Annotated in this window: 19 protein-coding genes; 5 read left to right on the top strand and 14 right to left on the bottom strand. The window is 37.5% G+C overall.

Annotated elements, in window-relative coordinates:
* The first annotated feature begins 92 nt into the window (after window positions 1-92).
* The 5 genes from rsmA (at window position 93) to FZ949_RS06445 (ending at window position 6,144) form a co-directional block, all read left to right on the top strand.
* Window positions 93-935, top strand: a complete 843-nt coding sequence (rsmA, locus tag FZ949_RS06465) for a 16S rRNA (adenine(1518)-N(6)/adenine(1519)-N(6))-dimethyltransferase RsmA (RefSeq protein ID WP_103579972.1) — start codon at window positions 93-95, stop codon at window positions 933-935.
* A complete protein-coding gene (locus tag FZ949_RS06460; RefSeq protein ID WP_180998594.1) occupies window positions 901-3,030 on the top strand; it encodes a ribonuclease J in 2,130 nt (709 codons plus the stop codon). The genes rsmA and FZ949_RS06460 overlap by 35 nt, the downstream gene beginning before the upstream one ends.
* A gap of 9 nt (window positions 3,031-3,039) precedes the next feature.
* Window positions 3,040-3,993: a KpsF/GutQ family sugar-phosphate isomerase gene (locus tag FZ949_RS06455; protein ID WP_103579954.1), complete on the top strand. Its 954-nt coding sequence runs from the start codon at window positions 3,040-3,042 to the stop codon at window positions 3,991-3,993.
* Between the two features lie 2 nt (window positions 3,994-3,995).
* Entirely contained in the window at window positions 3,996-4,769 is a 774-nt protein-coding gene (locus FZ949_RS06450) for a pseudouridine synthase (RefSeq protein ID WP_009295179.1), read from the top strand.
* 85 nt (window positions 4,770-4,854) lie between these two features.
* The gene (locus FZ949_RS06445) at window positions 4,855-6,144 is read left to right on the top strand and encodes a tetratricopeptide repeat protein (protein ID WP_148790261.1); all 1,290 of its coding nucleotides are present in this window, start codon (window positions 4,855-4,857) and stop codon (window positions 6,142-6,144) included.
* Window positions 6,145-6,171: 27 nt separating this feature from the next.
* On the opposite strand, the gene FZ949_RS06440 is transcribed toward FZ949_RS06445, so the two are convergent.
* The 14 genes from FZ949_RS06440 to FZ949_RS06375 all read right to left on the bottom strand — a co-directional run bounded on the left by FZ949_RS06440 (window position 6,172) and on the right by FZ949_RS06375 (window position 20,959).
* Window positions 6,172-6,660 carry a hypothetical protein gene (locus FZ949_RS06440; protein WP_262367788.1) on the bottom strand — a complete coding sequence of 163 codons (489 nt, stop codon included), beginning with the start codon at window positions 6,658-6,660 and terminating at the stop codon, window positions 6,172-6,174.
* Window positions 6,661-6,677: 17 nt separating this feature from the next.
* A complete protein-coding gene (locus FZ949_RS06435; RefSeq protein WP_103579956.1) occupies window positions 6,678-7,631 on the bottom strand; it encodes a hypothetical protein in 954 nt (317 codons plus the stop codon).
* Complete coding sequence (locus tag FZ949_RS06430; RefSeq protein ID WP_103579957.1) at window positions 7,628-8,296, bottom strand: ABC transporter ATP-binding protein; 669 nt, start codon at window positions 8,294-8,296, stop codon at window positions 7,628-7,630. The genes FZ949_RS06435 and FZ949_RS06430 overlap by 4 nt, the downstream gene beginning before the upstream one ends.
* On the bottom strand, window positions 8,293-9,402 hold the full coding sequence (locus FZ949_RS06425; protein WP_148790260.1) for an ABC transporter permease: 1,110 nt from the start codon (window positions 9,400-9,402) through the stop codon (window positions 8,293-8,295). Before FZ949_RS06425 ends, FZ949_RS06430 begins: the two co-directional genes overlap by 4 nt.
* On the bottom strand, window positions 9,392-9,577 hold the full coding sequence (locus tag FZ949_RS06420) for a hypothetical protein (RefSeq protein WP_054197437.1): 186 nt from the start codon (window positions 9,575-9,577) through the stop codon (window positions 9,392-9,394). The genes FZ949_RS06425 and FZ949_RS06420 overlap by 11 nt, the downstream gene beginning before the upstream one ends.
* 1 nt (window position 9,578) lies before the next feature.
* Entirely contained in the window at window positions 9,579-10,700 is a 1,122-nt protein-coding gene (locus FZ949_RS06415; RefSeq protein WP_148790259.1) for a nitrous oxide reductase accessory protein NosL, read from the bottom strand.
* Window positions 10,701-10,765: 65 nt separating this feature from the next.
* Entirely contained in the window at window positions 10,766-11,590 is an 825-nt protein-coding gene (locus tag FZ949_RS06410) for an SEL1-like repeat protein (RefSeq protein ID WP_103579960.1), read from the bottom strand.
* Between the two features lie 8 nt (window positions 11,591-11,598).
* Complete coding sequence (locus FZ949_RS06405; protein ID WP_148790258.1) at window positions 11,599-14,214, bottom strand: cytochrome c biogenesis protein; 2,616 nt, start codon at window positions 14,212-14,214, stop codon at window positions 11,599-11,601.
* A 14-nt stretch (window positions 14,215-14,228) separates the two neighbouring features.
* Complete coding sequence (gene nrfD, locus FZ949_RS06400) at window positions 14,229-15,194, bottom strand: NrfD/PsrC family molybdoenzyme membrane anchor subunit (protein ID WP_148790257.1); 966 nt, start codon at window positions 15,192-15,194, stop codon at window positions 14,229-14,231.
* A 1-nt stretch (window position 15,195) separates the two neighbouring features.
* Window positions 15,196-15,867, bottom strand: a complete 672-nt coding sequence (locus tag FZ949_RS06395) for a 4Fe-4S dicluster domain-containing protein (protein ID WP_148790256.1) — start codon at window positions 15,865-15,867, stop codon at window positions 15,196-15,198.
* A 20-nt stretch (window positions 15,868-15,887) separates the two neighbouring features.
* Window positions 15,888-16,646: an FKBP-type peptidyl-prolyl cis-trans isomerase gene (locus FZ949_RS06390; RefSeq protein ID WP_103579963.1), complete on the bottom strand. Its 759-nt coding sequence runs from the start codon at window positions 16,644-16,646 to the stop codon at window positions 15,888-15,890.
* 44 nt (window positions 16,647-16,690) lie between these two features.
* A complete protein-coding gene (locus FZ949_RS06385) occupies window positions 16,691-18,757 on the bottom strand; it encodes a multiheme c-type cytochrome (RefSeq protein ID WP_021090404.1) in 2,067 nt (688 codons plus the stop codon).
* A gap of 95 nt (window positions 18,758-18,852) precedes the next feature.
* The gene (locus FZ949_RS06380; RefSeq protein WP_103579964.1) at window positions 18,853-20,280 is read right to left on the bottom strand and encodes a c-type heme family protein; all 1,428 of its coding nucleotides are present in this window, start codon (window positions 20,278-20,280) and stop codon (window positions 18,853-18,855) included.
* Window positions 20,270-20,959 carry a response regulator transcription factor gene (locus FZ949_RS06375; RefSeq protein WP_072595294.1) on the bottom strand — a complete coding sequence of 230 codons (690 nt, stop codon included), beginning with the start codon at window positions 20,957-20,959 and terminating at the stop codon, window positions 20,270-20,272. Before FZ949_RS06375 ends, FZ949_RS06380 begins: the two co-directional genes overlap by 11 nt.
* Window positions 20,960-21,046: the final 87 nt, after the last annotated feature.

Below are 21,046 nucleotides of genomic sequence, written 5' to 3'. Positions count from 1 at the left end.
TCGTTATTATTTAGTGATTATAATCCATTTTATATATGATTAAACTAAACTTGTAATCATTGTATAAGTAATTTTTGGCTAATATCGCGGCTATGATAAAGGCAAAAAAGCACTTTGGACAGAATTTTTTACAGGACAAAGCGACACTAGATAAGATCATCCAAGCGATACCCAATGACGTAGCAAACGTCGTTGAGATTGGGCCTGGCTTAGGTGATTTGACATTTAGACTTTTGCAAATTTATAAGACAACCTGTTTTGAGATAGATTGTGAGCTGTTTCAAATTTTAAAGGCCAAATTTGCAAATGAGATCCAAAATGGACAATTAAAACTTTTTTGTAAAGATGCATTAGAACAGTGGCAGCAAGAGGGCGGACTAAGTAGCGAGAACTACTTTTTGGTCGCAAATTTGCCCTATTACGTTGCTACGAAAATGATCCTAAATGCGATAGATGACGAAAAATGCCTTGGGCTTATCGTGATGATACAAAAAGAGGTTGCTCTTAAATTTAGTGCAAAGAGCAAGGATAAAGAATTTAGCTCTTTATCGATCCTCGCTTCACTTCAAGGCAGGTGTGAGCTTTTGTTTGACGTGGATGCAAAGCTTTTTAATCCACCTCCAAAGGTCACATCCTCAGTCATCAAACTACAAAAAACAAAAAAGATTTTTGGCAAAGACGGGATTTTCAAAGATGCAAAACAATACGAGGCTTTTAAAGTATTTTTAAGAGCTGCATTTGCTTCGCCAAGAAAGACGCTTTTGAAAAATTTATCTACAAATTTTGACAAAAAGGCGCTAGAAGAAATTTTTGAAGACCTAGGCTTAGCTCAAAATTTGCGTCCACACGAGCTAGATGTCGATTCTTATCTAAAAGTATTTGAAAGATTAAAGGAAGATAATGAACGACAAAAACGAAGAGAAAGTTGTAACTAACCAAAGCAAAAACAATAAAAGACGAAGATTTAGACCAAAAAACAAGCCAAAACAAGAGGGCGAAACTACCGAGCAAACCTCACTGGCAAGCAAAAGTGTGATAGATAATTTCTTTGCAGCAGAGCAGGCTGAAGCCAAAACTCACGCCGAGCCAAAGAGCCAAAATCCTCGCCCAAAAAAGCCAAGAAACAATAAAAATCAAAACAAAAACGGCGAAAACAATAAGCCAAAAGAGCAAAAACAAGAATCACAAGAAACAAAAACCAAAACACAAGAACAAAAAGAAAAGCCTAAAAAAGCTAAAAAGCCAAAGAAAAATTTACCTGCAAAACTAAATGGTAACGAACAATGGCAGCAAGATATCGCAAGTGCAATGGTGGCAAATAAGGCCGTTCACGAGCTTCGTCTGGAGCCGATGAAGTATCTAAACTCAAGCGAACATAAAATTCGCATAACTCCACTTGGCGGTCTTGGCGAGATCGGCGGAAATATGACGATATTTGAGACCGACACGAGCGCGATCATCGTGGATATCGGCATGAGCTTTCCTAGTGAGAGCATGCACGGCGTGGATATACTAATCCCTGACTTTGACTACGTTCGCAAGATAAAAGATAAAATAAAAGGCGTCATCATCACTCACGCACATGAGGATCACATCGGTGCAGTGCCATATTTTTACAAAGAGTTTAAATTCCCGATTTACGCTACGCCTTTGCCACTTGGTATGATAAATAATAAATTTGAAGAGCACGGGCTAAAGCAGGAGCGCTCGCTTTTCCGCTCTGTCGAAAAGCGCAAACCTTATTTGATAGGCGACTTTGAGGTTGAGTGGATACATATCACCCACTCTATCATCGACGCCTCAGCACTTGCGATCACTACAAAGGCGGGCACCATCATCCATACGGGTGACTTTAAGATCGACCATACGCCGATCGACGGCTATCCAACTGACCTTGGCAGACTAGCATACTACGGCGAAAGAGGTGTATTATGTCTAATGAGCGATAGCACGAACAGCTACCGTGAAGGATTTACCAAAAGCGAAAGCAGTGTTGGCAAGACCTTTGATACGATATTCTCAAAGGCCAAAGGACGCGTGATAATGAGTACGTTTAGCTCAAACATCCACCGCGTTTATCAGGCGATCGAGTGGGGGCTAAAATACAACCGCAAAGTCTGTGTCATCGGTAGATCAATGGAGAGAAATTTATATACTGCAATGGAGCTTGGCTATATCAAGCTTGATAAGAAAATTTTTATCGATGCAAACGAGGTTGGCAAATTTAAAGATAACGAAGTGCTGATCGTTACCACAGGCTCTCAGGGTGAGACTATGAGTGCACTCTACAGAATGGCTACTGATGAACACAAATACATCAAAATAAAGCCAACCGATCAGATAATAATCAGCTCAAAGGCGATCCCTGGCAATGAAAGCAGTATCTCAACTGTATTAAATTTCCTAATAAAATCAGGCGCAAGCGTCGCTTATCAAGACTTTAGCGAGATCCACGTCAGCGGTCACGCGGCACAAGAAGAGCAAAAGCTGATGCTACGTCTTATAAAACCAAAATTTTTCTTGCCAGTACATGGCGAGTACAATCACATCGCAAAACACAAAGAGACAGCTATTAGCTGCGGCGTAGACGAGAGAAACATCTATCTCATGAGTGATGGCGACCAAATGGAGATCTGTCAAAAATACTTAAAACGTGTAAAAACTGTAAAAACCGGTAAAGTCTTCATAGATAATCAAATAAATAAACAAATTTCAGACGATGTCGTCATCGATAGACAAAATCTTGCCGAAGCAGGTGTCGTCATGATAATCGCTCAAATTTCACGTCATGGCGCAAAGCTAATAAACAAGCCTCGCGTCATTAGCTACGGCCTTGTGGGCAATAAACAAGATGCGGAGTTTAGCAAAGAGATGCAAGAAATTTTGACACAGTTTTTAAGCAATGTCAAAGAGGAGCTTTTAAAAGATGGCAGACTGCTTGAGTCACAAGTGCGTCAAGTGATCAGAAAGCATATCTTTAGAAAGGTCAAAAAGTACCCAACTATCGTGCCAATTATCTATCTAATGTAAGGGAAATTTATGCAAACAATCAACCAAATCGCAGCCGAAGTTTTAAAAATAGAAGCAAACGAGCTTTTAAGACATGCTAAAAACTTAGAGATAGAAGATGCTGTAAATTTGATATTTAATACAAAAGGCAAGGTCATAGTCACAGGCGTGGGCAAGAGTGGTCATGTAGGCGCAAAGATCGCTGCCACGCTTGCTAGTACTGGTACGCCAAGCTTTTTCTTGCATCCAACAGAGGCTATGCACGGCGACCTTGGTATGATAGAAAAAGATGATGTTTTGTTAGCCATTAGCTTTAGTGGCGAAAGCGATGAGCTTATCAAAATTTTACCTCACGTAAAGCGCTTTGGCGTAAAGATCGTCGCAATGGCAAGGAGCAAAACAAGCTCGCTTGGTAAATTTAGCGATGCATTTATTAGCATTGACGTAGAAAAAGAGGCGTGCCCACTAAATGCCGCCCCAACAGCATCAACTACACTAACGTTAGCTCTTGGCGATGCATTGGCTGTTTGTTTGATGCAAAAGCGAGGCTTTAAAAAAGAGGACTTTGCAAATTTTCATCCAGGTGGCAGCCTTGGCAAGAGGCTATTTTTAAAGGTAAAAGATGTGATGAGAAGCGAAAATTTACCGATAGTTCGCTGGAATGCGAGCCTAAAAAGTGCGATCGATACGATGACACACGGTAAACTTGGCACAGTCCTAATCGTCGATAAAGATGGTGTGTTAGATGCTATTTTAAGCGACGGCGATCTTAGACGTGCACTTATGAGAGAAGACTTTGATCTAGACGAGCCAGCAATGAAATTTGCAACCTTGCATCCAAAAGAGATAAACGATAAGGAAATGTTAGCTGTGGATGCGTTAGCTTTGATAGAAAAATATAAAATTCAGCTTCTTGCCGTTGTTAAAGATGGCGTACCTGTTGGAGTTTTACATATCCACGACCTTGCAAATTTAGGACTATAAAAATGGAAAAAACAAGACTAAATAAATTTATCTCACATAACACAAACTACTCACGCCGTGAGGCAGATGAGCTGATAAAAGCTGGCAAGGTTAGCATAGCAGGTCGTGTGGTTAGCGACCTTGCCACAAGCGTGGATGAAGATGATAAAGTGCGTATAAACGGCCGTTTGATAAAGCTAAAAAAAGAATTTACCGTTATCGTCTATCACAAACAAAAGGGTGAGCTAGTTAGTAAAAAAGATGATCGCGGACGAAAGACGATCTACGACACATTAGATAAGAAATTTGCAAAATTTGTTAGCGTAGGGCGCCTAGACTATGCAAGTGAGGGGCTACTTTTACTAACTGACGCCCCTGCGATCGCCACAGCGCTCATGAATAGCGACTTAGAGCGCGAATACTATCTAAAAGTAAAAGGCGAAGTAACGAAAGAGGTTATTGAGGCGATGACAAATGGCTTTTTCGCCAAGGACGCCACCAAAGGCGCTCACGCAAAAACCACTATAAAATCAATGGAATTTAAGCCATTTCTAGCCTATAAAGTCTTTGGCTCAAGCGGCGGCTATACAAAACTAAAGGTTATCATTAACGAGGGGCAAAATAGAGAGCTTCGCCGCTTCTTTGGCTACTTTGACCTTGAAGTGATGGATCTAAAAAGGGTTAGTTTTGGGCGTGTTAGCCTTGATATGCTAAAGCCTGGCAAATGGCGCTACTTCGAAAATAGCGAATACGAAGACCTAAGAGACTTTTTAAAGGTTAATAACGTTAGATACTAAATTTGGCTTGCTTTCTCTAAAAAGGAGGCAAGTCAAACAAAAATAACTACAAATTTATTTAAAAATTTACAAAAATAAAGAAAAAATGAAAAAGGCTGTTCTTTTATACACAATCTTACTAACTATTGGATTCTCCAAGGATCTAGTAGAACTTGGACTTGAGGCTTACAGCAAAGGTGACTACAACAAAGCAGTCGAGATATTTACTAAAACTTGCAATGATGGAAATAATGGCAATTGCTATAATTTAGGACTTTTGTATATAAATGGCCAGGGTGTAAAACAAGACTACAATAAAGCAGCTAAATTATACGAAAAGGCTTGTAATGGTGAAATTATTCAAGCTTGTTATAACTTAGGATTTTTATACTATAACGGTCAAGGCACTACACAAGACTACTATAAAACTGCTCAATTGTGGCAAAAAGTTTGTGATGCCAAATATAGTATTGGTTGTTATAATTTAGGGCTTTTATATGAGGATGGTCAAGGTGTAGAGCAAGACCACAATAAGGCGGCTAGATTATACGAAGAAGCTTGCAATAATGGACATGCACTAAGCTGTTCTAATCTAGGTGTTTTATATATAAAAAACCAAGGTGTAGAACAAAACTATAACAAAGCCATAGAGCTATACAATAAATCTTGTAACGGTAAAAATGCTATAGGTTGTTTTAATTTAGGAAATTTATACGAAGAAGGCAAATATCTAAAGCAGGACTACTATAAAGCGGCCAATTTATATAAACAAGCTTGTGATGGCGGATATGCTAATGGCTGCTATAATCTAGGTAATTTTTATGAAAGAGGACAAGGGGTAGAGCAGGACTATACCAAAGCTATCAAACTATACGAAAAAGCTTGCGATGGCAATATCGCCCAGGCCTACCACAATTTGGGAGTTTTATATGTAAATGGTCTGGGTGTAGAGCAAGACTATTATAAGGCAGCTCAATTATGGCAAAAAGCTTGCAATGACAGATACAGTATGAGTTGTTACAACTTAGGAATTTCATACAATAATGGCCAAGGTGTGAAACAAGACTATTATAGAGCGGCTGATCTATACAAACAAGCTTGTGACGATGGAGTTAATGATAGTTGCTCTAATTTAGGAATTTTATATGAAAACGGTCAAGGTGTAGAGCAAGACTACAGTAAATCCCTAGAATTATATGAAAAAGCTTGCAATAATGGATACAATCGCGGTTGTTTTAATTTAGGAGCTTTTTATCTAAAAGGCAAAGGCGCAAAACAAGACTACCACATAGCAAAAGAATATTTTTATAAAGCTTGCGAATTAGGGCTTCAACCAGGATGTGACGTTTATAAAAAGTTAAAAAAAAGGCTTTTAATACTAAAAACAAACCATTAGCTCTAATAAATTTAGAGCTTCATAAATTTATATCTTATTTTCTGAAAGCAAAATGTTTATATATGGATTTAGTAGTGTCTCACCTCGTGCTGCATAGAGCAAGACCTCTTTAAAGTAGTTGTCGTTTATGCCATATGTGTGAAACTCGTACGCTCCTATGCCGTATCCCATGGGAGTTATATCGACCCTTGAGTACCACGCATTTTGCGCTAGGATGTAGCGATTCGTATCTCTTGAATAGACATATAGCTTGATCTTATCTTTATCTTTTTCAGCCATATACCAGATGAAAGAATTTGTGATGTCGTTAAAGAAGTAGATGTCGCCATTTGGCATGATGGCTTGGGCTGTGTCGTTATTATCAGCGATGAGTGTCCTGCTCTCATAACATATAAATTTATTTGGTGTAAGCTCCTCAATCGGCTCTGATTTGCCGTTATTTAAAACTAAAATTTTATCATCACTTATGTCGGCATTATAGGCTAGCACGGCTAAGACTAGAGCTAACAAACACAAAGAAAAAATTTGCTTTATCAAAATAAAAATCCTCTTAACAAATAGTATTTAAGTACATAAAGCGAGCATATCAGCACGCAAACACCTAACCAGATCGATGAAAATTTAAGCTTGTGTGAGTAGTTTGTCTTTGTGATAATCTCAACAAGATATGGCATAAGACCGTAAAAAACGCCTAGAAACAAACTGCCCCAGATGAGGTAGCCAACATAAAAATAGTCACCTTTTAGCATGCAGTATGGACATTTATGGTTTGGTTGCTCGTAAACGTAAAGGCCAAAAAAGTAGGTGATGGCATAGTAACTAAGCACCAAAAACAATAAATTTGCCACAAAGCTTGCCATGCTTTGCTTTAAGAAATTTAGCACCAAAATGACAAAAAAGAGCACATAAAATGCACTCACTAAGCCAAAATTTGTATAGCCAAATGGTAGCTTTGGAGCTTGAAAAGTGACAGAGCAGCAAAAGACCGGCACTTTTAGTGGGATATTGTAAAAAAACGAAATTTCTATACCAAGCTCGAGCAATATCATGATAAAAAGGCAGATAAAAATGGCGTATTTTTTCTTTAGATAAGGGAAATTTAGAGCCTGCAAGTCAAGCTTATTTATAACCAGCCAGATACCAAGCCCAAAGATCAGCAAAATTTTAGTGAGCATCAATATACCACCAAATTTATTTGAGCCGATCACGCCAGCTGAACACATAGCACCGGGTACAATATCAGAGAGTTCATTTAGGCAAAGTGCAAAAAATATAAACAATACGATCTTTATGCAGACACAAAAAAGTAAGATCGTATTTACAAGATAGTTTTGCTTTTCAAGCGAGTATTGAAGCGATGTTAGTGCGTTGTAGTCCCACGACCTCACGATCCTAACGACGTAAAAGAGCGAAATACTCATCAAAACTAAAAGCACAAACTCCGCTAACAAAAAGGCTATAACGGCGTTTGATAAAAAGACACTCATACTATCTCTCCGTTTTGCAAGCTAACAACTCTATCTGTTGCACCTAGCTCATCAAAAATGCTATCGTGAGTAGCGACAATAACACTCTTTTTTAGAGCTTTAAAAGACTCTAGCAAGCCTAAAAATGCACGTGCATTTTGTCTATCTAAATTTGCCGTTGGCTCATCAGCCAAGATGATGTCAGCATCCATAGATAAAGCCCTAGCTACCGCGCATCTTTGACGCTCGCCACCACTTAAATTTGATACATTCTCATCTTTTTTATGAGCGATATTTGCGAGGCTTAGAGCCTTTTTTATCATCTCATCTCGCACATTTGCCTTGAAATTTGTTAGAGCAAATGGAGCTAGTAAATTTTCATAGACACTTAGCCCCTCGATGAGATTAAAATTTTGAAAGATAAGTCCAAGCCTTTTGTGTCTAAACTCGGAGCAAAAGGCATCAGGTAGCTTTGCGATGTTAGTGCCATCTATCAAAATTTCTCCACTAGTTGGCTTTTGAAGTAGGGCGATAAGCGAAAGCAAGGTACTTTTACCGCTTCCACTAATGCCTTTTAGTATCACTAGCTCGCCGTCATTAATATCTAAATTTATATTTTTTAAAGCACAAAACTCATTTTGTTTGTTTTGGTTATAAACTAGGCTAACACCTCTTATATTTATCATTTTAGCCCCTCATTTATGTCACTACTTGCTACTCTCCATGAAGGTATGAGCACAAACGCCAAAAATGGTATCACACTAAAAACAAAGATCAAAAAGAGCTTATCAAACTCTAAAATAGGTGTGAAATTTGTAAAATTTAAAAGCTCATCACCTAAAAATATTCCTTTTAGAAGTGGAGCGTTTAATACAAAAACAAAGAGATAAGCCAGCATAACACCAAGTAAAAAAGCACTAACACTAACGATGAAATTTTGTATAAATTTTAAAAATATAATGTCTTTTATACAAAAACCAATGCTTCTTAAAATAGCTATTTCGCGCTTTTTACTACCATAGGCAAGTGAAATTTGGTTTTTAAGCAAGACAAAGAATATGAGCATAACACTAACGTAAATGCTCATAAAAATTCCACCCTTATAATAGTAAAGGTGCCTAACTTTAGCCACCTCATCTTCTATACTAAGAGCGAAAGAATTTGGATATAAATTCTCTATCTTTAAAGCTACTTCACTGATCTCATCGGTATTTGGCACCTCAACATAGAGCTTTGTATACTCTTCATCTTTTAAATTTAAGATAGCCCTTAGCGTATTTGGATGCAAAAATATAGCGTTATTTGAGATTAAGCCACTTTGTGCTGGCATGGTCTTTAATATCTTTACTGGTATCATGCGCTCTTCAGTTAGAAAATTGAAGCTCTCGTCGTAGTAAAGCTCATTCATCGCTGCCTTTACACCTTCTCCGACGATCATCTCATCCTCTTTTAAGCTATCATCTTCATATAGATGAAACCAAACACGCTTTTGCACGAAGTAGTACTCTCCATCAACTACACCCCTTACATCACTTACACCATCGATCTTCGAGATATCGTAGATATAGCCAGGGTGCATGAGATCATTTTTGCCAGCACGAAACGCGCTCACTACGATGCTTGATCTATCTTTTACTAAATTTATAAGATCATGTTGGATCGATCCAGAGATGAAAAGTACCGAGCTTAGCACAAAGATAATGAGTGCAAAGAGGCAAAAGCTAAAAAGGTGATCCTTTCTATCTTTAAAAAGCAGAACTACAGAATAGTTTATAAAATTTTTACCTATCATAGACAAAGCCTTTTTGCCCCTTTTGGTTAAAACTAAAAGCAGCATTCGCTCTTGTTATCTTAGAAATTTCTCTTAGCTCATCTTGCTTTGCTTTATGATCAAAGCTAAGGTAGTGTGCTGCTAAAAGCGTATAAGAGAGTCCAAAAAATAACGCCAAAAAAACTAGGAATTTCACACTATTTACCAATAAAATTCTTTATCTCGTCAAATCTTATGACACCTTTGCCAGCATGGTCTTTTAAAAAGCTCCATGCCTTTGCTTCATCTTTAAATGGGATAAATTCATCGCCCATTGGTCCGTAAACGTTTGAACCATGAACATAAAACGCATCTTTTGCATCAAGCTTTTCTAGCGTGTAATAATCGCTCACATAAGCATCTTTCATTTTAACGTCCGCAAAATAAAATTGTGCCATATCTTTTACACCATCAAAATAATAATCCTTGCCATCTGCTTTGATGAGTGTCGCCCATGGAGAATTTTTGACAATCATGCCACATACCGCACATCTTGCGCCCTTTGGCACGACTATTCTCTCAGGTTTTTTTATTTCTTGTTTAGGTTTTGAAGCTTGGTTGCTAGTACCTAAATTTGCCGGAGCATCCCATAGATACAAAGCGGCAGCTTGTAGGTGTTTATCATACTCTGGAGCTTTGTTAGCCTCTTTTGCGTCGCATACTTTTTTGAGATGAGCTTTTAGCTCAGAAATAGCCTTAAAGCTTTTTGGATCAGTTTTGTCGCAGTTTGCTTCATAAAATTCTTTACCATGTGCATAAACGCCGTCCTCACGTTTAGCTTTTATCATTTTATTATCACTCTCGAAATCCTGTCCAGCGATCTCGTAAGCTTTAGCAAAATTCATTATCTCGCCGCCATTTGCTACTTGAAATTCTTTCGCGTCAGCCTCAGTTGAGAAGGCATATTTACTATTTCTAGTCATTGTGCCTTTGACGCTACTACCAACTACGTAAAATGCCCTGTTTACGTCGATCAAATTTAAATTTTTAGTATCAACGACTTGTGCCTCGCTTGGGATCTTGCCTTCCGTGAGCTCGTATAAGCAGTGTAGCGATGCTACTTGCTTGCCATTATAAACGTGGTTTGTTTTGTAAAATTTAACTAAATTCATGCCGCAAACGGCGCAGTACTCTTTATCCTCGCCACTTCCTACTAGTGTAGCCTTGCTAGGATCCACGCTTTGAAACATCGGTTTCATTTTGACAGCTTGTTCATTTGCCGAGGCACCAAAAATCAAGGTAGCTAACAGTGCTGAACCCAAGATAGAACGTAAAATCATATTATCTCCTTTAGTATTTTTATATTTATAAGCTTTAAATGCCACTGGGCTAACTTTATCAAGCATCAATGCTTTCCTAAAATTTCTAAATTCTCGCACGCTTCTTTTAAGCCATTTTTGCAGCTTTTAGTGAAAATTTCACGTGCTTTCTCTACATCTTCTTTTACACCTTTGCCCTCAGCTAGCATGATAGCGTAATTATTGCAGCCCTTTTCATATCCATATATACACGCTTGCTCATAAAGTTTTGTGGCTTTTGTAAGGTTTTGATCAACGCCTTGTGCATAAACATATAAAAAGCCAAGATTATCACACCCTATGCCAACTTCGTTTGCACAAGCCATCTCGTAGTTTGCTTTGGCTTTTGCATAGTCTTTCTCGACACCTTCACCCTGCGCGTATAGATAGCCAAGGTTGCTACATCCTATGCCATCTCCTGCCTTGCAAGCCTTTTCATAAAGCTCTTTTGCCTTTTTAAGATCTTTTGTTACGCCGGTACCATTTGCATAAAGCAAGCCAAGCTCTGTGCAACCCTCGTTATCCTTACAAGCTCTTTCATAAAATTTAACTGCTTTTTCTAGGTCTTTCTCCACGCCTTTGCCTTTCTCATAGGCGTAGCCAAGGTTGCTGCAAGCCATAGAGAAATTTTGATCACAAGCCTTTTCATAAAGCATAGCTGCCTTTACTTCGTCCTTTTTGACGTTACCATCGCCTCTGCTGTAAAGCACAGCTAGATTGTAGCAGCCTGATGCCTTTTTCTCTTTATCGCAAGCATCTTCATAAATTTTTGCTAGCTTGTTGTGATCATCTTTTACGCTTAAAGCCTCTTTGATATAGCCAGCATTTAATAGCCCCAAACAAGCAAACAATAAAACCAAACTCTTTTTCATCATATCTCCTAAATCTCTTTTATATCCTTACCTCTATAAGCAAAGGCGATTAGCAAAGCCAAGAGCATTAAAATCAAATAAAGCAAATTTGAAACGCTAAATCCATCGCCATTTGCGTATGAGTGAAGTCCACTTAGATAGAAATTTACACCAAAATAAGTAAAAATAACTGAACCAAAAGAGAGCACGCTAGCTACCAAAAAGGTAAAAATATTTTTTAATCTTGGGATAAATCTTAAATGAAGCACAATAGCATAAATAATTATCGTAATGTACGACCAGCTCTCTTTGCTATCCCAGCCCCAGTATCTACCCCAGCTCTCATTCGCCCAGACGCCACCAAGGAAATTTCCAATAGTTAGCAAACTAAGTCCTATGATGAGGCTTAGCTCATCAGTTGCAGCGAGGTATCTTATCTGCTCGCTGAGCTTTTGCTCGTTTTTTTGATTTTTTATAGCCATTAAAAGAAGCCCAAGAAGCCCGAGCACAAAGCTAAAGCCTAAAAAGCCGTAGCTTGCGGTGATGACACTTACATGCACGCTAAGCCAAAATGACTTTAAAACTGGGACTAGATTTGTTATTTGTGGATTTATAAAATTTAGATGAGCTACAAGCAAGCTCACACTTGCAAAAAGTGAAGCAGCTCCAAGAGCAAAGCTTCGATGTTTAAAAAATAAAACTCCAGCTAGTACACTTGCAAGCGAAATATACACTAAACTCTCGTAAGCATCACTCCAAGGTGCATGTCCTGAGATATAAGCACGAAGAGCTAAATTTAGCAAATGCACCGTAAAACCAAAATAAAATGCAAGGCTTAATGCGCTCTCAAATCTAAATTTCTTTCCAGAAAATAGCCTATAAAAGCCAAGAGCGAGCGAAACTAGCCCAAGAATCATGTAAAAATATATAAGAAATTTAAAAATTTCCATTTGATTATAAAGCACTTCAAGCTCCACCTTTGCCTCGCTTGGCGCAAGAGAGCCTAGAGTGTTTCTTTGATAACTTGAAATTTTCTCCAAATTCCTATCAGTCTCTTTGCACTCACCACTTTTTACACAAAGGCTTAAATTTTCTATATAAGCGCCTAAAACGCTTTTAAGCTCGCTTGAAATTTCGCTTGAGCCAAATGCTTCATTTACGCCTAGCCACGTTAATTTATCGCCATTTTTAGCTGGTATAAATTTTAAAATTTCTCCCTTTAGCGCAAGGTATAAGATATTTAATCTCTCGTCAAATTTAATGACGTCGTTGTCAAATTTATCTCTTTTTGAGGCGGATTTTTCATTTGCAGCTTCTACAAATTTAGCCAGCTTATACTCGCCATTTTCGTTAAAGACATCGTTAAAACTAGCAAATTTTTCATTAACTCCCAAAAGCTCGCCCACACGCTCACTTGTGATCTTTACTACTCTTTTATCCATCCACTCTTTTGGCGAGATGGCAAAAGAGAGCATTAGCTCCTCGCTACTAAGCCCAAATAGCGTAGTTTTGGTTGAAATTTTACTTATCACAGCTCTTGAGTAAGAGCCAGCTGGAGCGATTCTACTATTAGCTTGAGTCAAAATTTTAGCAAATTTACTTGCATGAGCGTCTAAATTTTTATTATTTTCATTAGCAAAATTTGGAGTAGCATTTAAAAGCAAAACAGCCAAAAATGCGATTTGCGAACCTTTTATGAAATTTAGTAGCCTAAAAAATCGGCTCTTTTTACTAAATAAATTTGCCACAAAGCCAAGGCAAAGCAAAAAATATCCTATGTAAGTTGGGATTTTGCCAGGATCACGGCTGATCTCAAAAGCACTTCCAAGCTCGTCAGGATCGTATGAGGACTGAAAAATTTTATAGCCATCAATCGTTAGTGGATTATTTAGCGAGATGTCGTACTTGTTGCCAGCGATACTTACTTTACTTGTATAAGATGATGGAGTATTTAGCCCTGCATATCGCTCTAAAATAAACTCGTCAAGCTTTAATGAAAATGGCAAAATTAAAGCCTTTGAGCTAAAGTAAAATTTTACCTCTTGCCCACCAAAACTTAGCACACTAGGCTCTAGCTCATATCCAGCTCCGCCTTTTAGCTTAACACTCTTTTTTTCGCCGTTAAAGCTTATTTCTAAACTAAGCGTAGCTGGAGCATTTTTCTCGTCTTTTTTATACTCAAGTAAGTTAATTATAAATTCTTTGCCAACTATAAAATTTTTAAACTCAAAGTCGTTTTTACCAAATAAGCTTAATTTTAATGGATAACTAAAATTTTCTCCAAGCATTTCGACTCTAAGATAAGGCTTAACGCTTTGCATTACATTTGAGCTTTGCAGAGCTCTAAGATGCATAACGCCCTCTTCGCCAAAATACCTTGTAAGCGCAGCCCCGATGAAGATAACGATAAAAGCAAGATGTATCAAAAATGCGCCAAATTTTTTATACATCTTGGTTTTTACGATACTAATGGCTAAACAAATAGTGCAAGCAAACATAACACACTCGTACCAAAGCGCTTCATAGACAAGCACTCTGGCCGTTTGTGTGTCATAAAAATTTTCTAAAAAAGTCGCAAGTCCTGCACCAAAAGCAAGAATAAATAATAATATCAAAGACAAGCGGTAGATATTTAAAATTCTCATCGCTCGCCTCTGCCTTAGATGCTATAAGTTTGTCCCGCATAAAGTATAAACACCCTAAGCAGTAAAACACCGATAACAGCCGCTAATGAACTGATATAAAAGCTAAATTTTAAGCTAGCTACTTTTTTGCCAAATGCAAAATTTAAAACAAAAGGCACAATAAAGCCAACTAGCACAACACCAAGCCAAAAGAATTTCGCCCAAACGCCACTATAAAAAGCAACAGCTGCATTTTGCTGATAACTTGAACCAAGTAAAAGCGATACAAAAAGCATTAAAATGAGTAAAATTTCAGCTCCCAAAACGCTAAATTCTACGCTATGAAGCGAATGAAGGTCGCTTGAATGTGGATCTTCTTTAAATAAAGCTGCTGCGACCAAGCTACTGCCACTTATACCAGCACTTAGTCCTGAAGCTATAAATAAAGCTGGAAGCACAGCTGTGTTTAAAAGTGGAAATCTAATCAAAACTGAGATCAAAAATCCAGTATAAGCACAAATTATTACAGCAAAAATAAGACAAATACGACTTAAAAACGGATAAAGTGGTATTAAAATTTTCATTATTAATGCAAAAAGAGTGCTAAAGGATTTTAAGCTTTTGGCTAAGAAATTTGAAATCTCATCATTAAATGCATAAAGGCACATCAAAAAGCTAAGCGGTATAAATACACAAAGTCCAGCAACACCGATAGACATAACTGATGTGAAATTATAATTAATCAAAATTTTCCAAAACAAAAGTGGCTTTTCAAGATCAGCTATCAGACAAACCATACCAAGCATGATGCTAACAAATGCTAAAAGCGAAGCAGCCTTAAAAAATGGGCTAAAGCTCTCTTGCTTTTTATAGTGTTTTAAAAGTATGGCAGCGATTAGCGCTCCACCACTCATACCAGCTAGCAAAAGATAAACAGCGATCGGCCAGCCCCACTCTACTCCATGCGAAAATGTTGCAGTAAAATTTAATGCACCATCCATCTTACACCCCCATTTTTACTTTAGGAATATATCTAAGGCTTGGTTTTGTGCCAAGCTCTGCTCTTAGCCTTATGCTATCTTTTACGGCTAGTAGCTTACTGATGTGCGAATTTTCATCGTTAAGATCACCAAAGACGATCGCCTCATATCTACAAGCTTCTACGCAAGCTGGCTCTTTTTCGTCCTTTAAATTTGTATCTACGCAAAAATTACAGCTTTGAGCTGAATGAGTAACCTTATCGATATATCTCACATCATATGGACAGGCTACGATACAGTATTTACAGGCGATACAATCATCTATATTTGTAGTTTGTATGCCAGTTTTTTCGTCTTTATGACAAGCCTTAGTCGGGCAAACAGCTACACAAGGCGCATCGACGCACTGCTGACAAGATACTCTTACAAATCTTTTATCGAGTAAATTTTTAGGATTAGTCTTATCTTCTATAAAAAGTCTCATCTGTCCTTTTGGGACTAAATTTACCTTTCTGCAAGCTATCTCGCAGTCTGTACAGCCAACACATTTATTTTGGTCAAATATCATACCAAAGTGTGGTTTTTTTACACTTTCTTCACTCTTAAAAGCAAAACCACTACTTGCCGCACCAGCACCAGCAGCCGCAACTACCATGCTTTTTAAAAAGGCTCTTCTATTTTTTTGATTTTGCATTTTTAACTCCATTTTATATCTTAATGAGGCTTTTTGATGCCCTCATTTAGTTCTTTTTCGTGAATTTTCTTTGCAGCCTCGGCTAACTCACCTGGCTTTAAGACCTTAACAAGCTCTATCTCAAAAACGATAGTCTCGCCTCCAGGTATGCCCTCCATGCCGCTATCGCCGTACGCAAGTTCTGGCGGGATAACAAATTTAAACTTATCGCCCTCTTTCATGAGCATTAAGCCCTCTTCAAGACCTGGGATCAAATTTAGCATAGAAAGATGAGCTGGAGCCTCTTTTGTCTCATCAAAGACCTTACCATCGATAAAGCTAGCTTTGTAGTTTGCTATGATGATACTTTCTTGTTTTGGAGTCGCTCCCTTTTTGCTTGATTTTAAAATTTCATATTGCAATTTTGATTTTGTCGTTTTTACATTTTTATTTTTTGCATTTTTATCCATAAAAGCCTTGCCCTGCTTTAAATTCTCTTTAAGTATGGTGGCTTCTTTTTCTTTTACTATCTTGTCTAAATTTTCAGCTCTTTTGTTTAGTAGCTTTGCTATCTCATCATCGCTTAGTTTTAGCTCTCCTTTTAGTGCATCACTAAAACCTTTGATAACGGCCTCAGCATCGTAGCTAATGCCTATTTGTTTTTGTTCAAGTAACCCTTTTAAAACATATCCACCACTTGTTGCTCCCATGGCATAAGACTCATTTGAATCTACATTTGCAAGCAAACCAGAAGCACTTAAACTAAGAAGTAGCGTAAATTTTAAAACCTTATTTTTCATATCGGACCCTTAAGATTAAAGGGGCTAAAACTAGCCCCTAAATGCTATAAATTTTTATTCAAAATTCTTTGAGCTTCTTTTATATACTCTTTTGATGCATCGAGTTTTTGTTTAGTAAATTTAAATCCGTGCATACCCCACGAACCATCTTTTTCAACCATATCGATGATCTCTTGAGCATTTTGGATAAGCTCATAAACTCTTACTTTATCACTTGCATCAAGTTTTTTAGTCTCAAGTAGTGAGTAAAGTCCTTCAATACCAATCTTAACTTCAGAGAATTCATTCTTAACTGGAGTTTGCCATCCCATAACTTCATCATAAACTTGTTTTTGGTTTTTGAAGTGAAGTGTTGGTTTTAGCTCAGATAATACTGGGCTGTGGCAGCCTTTGGTATCTTTCATATCTTTATCAGCCCAAGATGTTCTAGCGCACGCCCACATCAAGTCAACGTAGTTATGGCCATTTTTATCTCTTTCAAAGTGCCAATCTTTAGCATCTCTTGGACCTTTAGCAGCATCGCCTGGTACTAGAGATTTCTCTTTTGGATCAACCATGATCTTCCAGATGTGAGATCTTCTTTGAGTATCAAAGCCAGCGTTGTCTTGGAACTGAACAGCGTAGAAATTCTCACAACTCATCATAAATGGCATGTGGCAAGATGCACAAGTGTTGTCTTTGTGAGTATCTGCTTTAGATGCGATATATGCTTGAGTCTCGTGGCAATCTTTACACTCTTTTCTAATTTTTGGTTTAGTATAGAATGAGCTTAGATAACCTTGTTCTGAGTTATAGTTCATACCAGTTACGCTCTTATCGCCTACAACTGGGCCTGTGTTATCGTGTGGATCGTGGCAAGTAACACATCTCATACCTTTATCATAGTGAGCTGTAAAGTATGATTGTGAACCTTCAGAACCACATCCTGGTCCCATTGATTTAAATTTAGAGCTTAAAGAAAGATCAAGCTTACCATTATTAAGAGGATTAGCACGAGCTAGATCTGGGCTAAAGTTAAATCTTTGGTGGCAGCGTTCGCAGTTTGATGTTCTAAAATTTGTAGCTCCATCAAGGTGACCGCCAGCTCCGTGGCACTCCTCACAGCTTACGCCTTTTGAGATAGTGTGTTTTTGAAGCTCTTTGGCATTACCAAGTGCTGCGTAAAATTCTGCTTTTGACTTAAAGTCAAATTTAACTGGGTGGCAAACCTCACAATATGATGAGTTTGCTTGGAAAAACATCGACTTTTTATGCTTTGCGGCGTATGAAGCAAGGCCTCTAACATATCCGCCATTGTCGCCATACTCTTCAAGAGTGCCAGGAAATTCTGGGACAAGCTCTTTTATCTTTTTAACAGTAGCGTCGTCTAAATTTAACGCCCATGTTCTTTGCCATTGGTTACCACCAGCCACGATCTGGCCTGTACCATCTCTTAGTAAACCACCCTCAACATAGTAAGTACCACGAAGTAGCCACGCATCAACGTAGCCCATTTTGGTTCTTAAGTGACCAACAGTTGCGTAGATAACATCTGGAGTAATACCTTTTGGAAGGATAGAAGCGGTATCTTTGTCAAATACTGGCTCAGTTAGGTTGTTATTAACCTCTGGGTGCTCACCAGGAAAACGCATAGTAGTTGCGTGGCGAGATCTGCTCCAAACTTCATACTGAGCTGGGTGACACTCACCGCACTTTTCTGGTCCTACAAATTTGTTAGGAAACTGAAGTGATGAAGTGGCTGGAATTCTATACATCATAGAACTATAGCCCTTACCGCCATCTCTTTTACTAAGCTTTGACATATCAAAGCCATGTCCCTCGGCAAGCCACTCTAAGCCACGGTCGTGAACGACCATTTTGCCGACGGTTTTACCACCATACTTTGTAAAAATAGGGTGGTTTTTAAATAACCAGTTATACATCTCTTGCTCTTCTACGACGTAGTCTTGCAAGGAGATAACACCTCTACTTTGCAGTGTGCCTTTAGGATTTGCGATAACATCACGTGCTTTATCGGACATCTGCATATTATGCTCTTCGCAACAGGCTTGTGAAGCGAAGATGCTAACACCCATGAGCAAACCAGCTAAGGCTTTTTGTAGATTTCTCATGTGCCCTCCTTTAAATTTTTATCCTAAAATCAAAATGATTTCATACTGATAATACTAACACCAAAAAAGGGTAGAAAAGGGGGAATTTTAATAAATTATAAATTTTCGAAACTAATTGTAAATGTAATACTATTTTCATCTACATTTCTAGCAAAGATTAGAGCGTTATTTTTACTAGCGATTAACCGGCTCATATATAGACCAAGCCCGCTGCCAGACTCTTTTGTGCTAAAGTGTGGCTCAAAGATAACCTTTAAAAACGAAGCTTTTATCGCTCCTGCATTATTTTGCACGCATAAATTTTTACGATTATCTTTTATGAAAGTATAAATTTTTATTACTCTTGGCTTTACATAGCTTTGTTTAAATGCATCTTTTGCGTTATTTATAATATTTATTAAAATTTGGATTATTTCATTAAAATTCGCAAAAATCGTAAAATTTTCTCTTATATCGATCTCTATTTCAATTTGATATTTCTTAAGTGAGGCGTTTAGAATTTTTATAGTCTGATTTATCACTTCCTCTACGCTAAACTCCCTTTTTAAAGTATTTGGCTTAAAAAAGTTTTTAAAATCATCAACCGTTTCAGACATGAAATTTATCTGCTTGCTAGTCTCTTCTATAAACTCATAAATTTTTGCTTCATCAAGCTTTTTTCGCTCCTGATAGAGTTCTAAATTTATTAAAGCTGAGCTGATTTGAGCTAAGGGCTGCTTCCACTGATGTGAGATATTGCCTATCATCTCACCCATTGAGGCTAGGCGGCTTTGATGTATCATTAGCTGTTCAGTCTGTCTTTTGCTCTCTTCGCCACGCCTATGCATCTTATAAACAAGTAGCAAAAATATCCCAAATACAAAGGCTATCGCACCCATTATGATGACAACCTCTTTTAAATGGTAAGAAAAAATGGCACGTAGTGGGATTTTAAAAGATAGCATTGCCATCATCTCACTTGCTTCAGAAATTTTTCCATTTGAAATTTCATAACGATCTAACATCTGTTTTGGAGCACTTTCACTATTGTGACAGGCTAGGCAAGATGTATTTTGACTTCTTATAGGAAGCCCTACAAAAAATTGTGAGCCATTTTCATCTTTTATAATCTTTGAAAACTCACTAAATTTATTCTCTTTAAAGCCTCTTAATACCTGCGCTTCAAATTCATTTGGTTCATGAGCTTTATTTAAAGGTGCCATGGCAACTAGTTTGTAGTCAAAGTCAAGATTGTATTTTTTCTTTTGGATATTATAAATTTCACGGCTTATATATGAAGATGAGAGCAATCTTTCATCAAAAAAATCCTCTTTTATAATGCCATCATGCTTTAGCTGCTCTATTAGCGGACGCTGAACGCCTGCAATGTATTCTCTTACAGAATTTATACTCTCAAGCACATAATATGCCTCTTTTTTGGCATCTTTCATTGCAAGATTATTATAAAAATTTAAAACAAGTGCGGATATTAAGAGATAAACAAAGATAAAAACACTAACGATTAGCTGAAATTTATATTTCACAAAGGTAACCTACGCCGTATAAATTTTTAATTACATCTTTGCCAAGCTTCCTTCTAAGCTCTTTTACGATCGTCTTTATCGCCTCTTTGCTTGGCTGCTCATACTCCCAAATATAATCAAAAATTTGTTCATAAGTTATAGTTTGATTTTTGTTGTTTAAAAAATACTCTAAAAGCCTGCTTTCGCTCTTACTTAGATGAGAAATTTCACCATTTATATAAAGTACTTTTTTACCAAAATCGTATTCTAATTCATCATTTAGCCTAAGAGTCGGCTTGCGTCCAACAAGCTCTAAAGCAACGTCTTCTAGGGCTTTTATAAATGATTTTTTATCATATGGCTTTGCAAGATATCTTGTGATCTTTAGCTCAACTGCTCTCCACAAATACTCTTGCTCGACATGGCTTGATAAGATCACGATAGGAATTTTTTGATTTATAGTTCTTACTTTTTTAGCGATCTCTAGACCATCGATGTTTGGCACGCTTATATCAAGTACCAAAACATCATAAGCATCGCTCATCGCTAGCTCAAGTGCATCATAGCCATCTGTTACGCCATTTACCTCGGCAAAAAATAGTTCCAAAGACGCACAAATATTTTTTAAAATCGCCTCTTCATCTTCAAGGCAAAGGACCTTTTTGTTTGATAAAACGTCTAAAATATCATATTCTTGCATAGCTTCATCTCGCTTTTTGAGTAGATATTATCACTTGGTAGCTTAAAAAATAAGATTATCTAAAAAATAATTCATACCAATATAAAA

The organism is Campylobacter concisus, assembly GCF_902460545.1.
In the GTDB taxonomy this organism is placed as follows: domain Bacteria; phylum Campylobacterota; class Campylobacteria; order Campylobacterales; family Campylobacteraceae; genus Campylobacter_A; species Campylobacter_A concisus_AE.
This window is presented reverse-complemented; position numbering and strand designations above follow the sequence as displayed.

Excerpts from the sequence above, each read along its gene's own strand:
- rsmA (WP_103579972.1), top strand. The coding sequence starts at position 93 with ATGATAAAGGCAAAAAAGCACTTTGGACAGAATTTTTTACAGGACAAA.
- FZ949_RS06460 (WP_180998594.1), top strand. The coding sequence starts at position 901 with ATGAACGACAAAAACGAAGAGAAAGTTGTAACTAACCAAAGCAAAAAC.
- FZ949_RS06455 (WP_103579954.1), top strand. The coding sequence starts at position 3,040 with ATGCAAACAATCAACCAAATCGCAGCCGAAGTTTTAAAAATAGAAGCA.
- FZ949_RS06450 (WP_009295179.1), top strand. The coding sequence starts at position 3,996 with ATGGAAAAAACAAGACTAAATAAATTTATCTCACATAACACAAACTAC.
- FZ949_RS06445 (WP_148790261.1), top strand. The coding sequence starts at position 4,855 with ATGAAAAAGGCTGTTCTTTTATACACAATCTTACTAACTATTGGATTC.
- FZ949_RS06435 (WP_103579956.1), bottom strand. The coding sequence starts at position 7,631 with ATGAGTGTCTTTTTATCAAACGCCGTTATAGCCTTTTTGTTAGCGGAG.
- FZ949_RS06430 (WP_103579957.1), bottom strand. The coding sequence starts at position 8,296 with ATGATAAATATAAGAGGTGTTAGCCTAGTTTATAACCAAAACAAACAA.
- FZ949_RS06425 (WP_148790260.1), bottom strand. The coding sequence starts at position 9,402 with ATGATAGGTAAAAATTTTATAAACTATTCTGTAGTTCTGCTTTTTAAA.
- FZ949_RS06415 (WP_148790259.1), bottom strand. The coding sequence starts at position 10,700 with ATGATTTTACGTTCTATCTTGGGTTCAGCACTGTTAGCTACCTTGATT.
- FZ949_RS06410 (WP_103579960.1), bottom strand. The coding sequence starts at position 11,590 with ATGAAAAAGAGTTTGGTTTTATTGTTTGCTTGTTTGGGGCTATTAAAT.
- FZ949_RS06405 (WP_148790258.1), bottom strand. The coding sequence starts at position 14,214 with ATGAGAATTTTAAATATCTACCGCTTGTCTTTGATATTATTATTTATT.
- nrfD (WP_148790257.1), bottom strand. The coding sequence starts at position 15,194 with ATGGATGGTGCATTAAATTTTACTGCAACATTTTCGCATGGAGTAGAG.
- FZ949_RS06395 (WP_148790256.1), bottom strand. The coding sequence starts at position 15,867 with ATGCAAAATCAAAAAAATAGAAGAGCCTTTTTAAAAAGCATGGTAGTT.
- FZ949_RS06390 (WP_103579963.1), bottom strand. The coding sequence starts at position 16,646 with ATGAAAAATAAGGTTTTAAAATTTACGCTACTTCTTAGTTTAAGTGCT.
- FZ949_RS06385 (WP_021090404.1), bottom strand. The coding sequence starts at position 18,757 with ATGAGAAATCTACAAAAAGCCTTAGCTGGTTTGCTCATGGGTGTTAGC.
- FZ949_RS06375 (WP_072595294.1), bottom strand. The coding sequence starts at position 20,959 with ATGCAAGAATATGATATTTTAGACGTTTTATCAAACAAAAAGGTCCTT.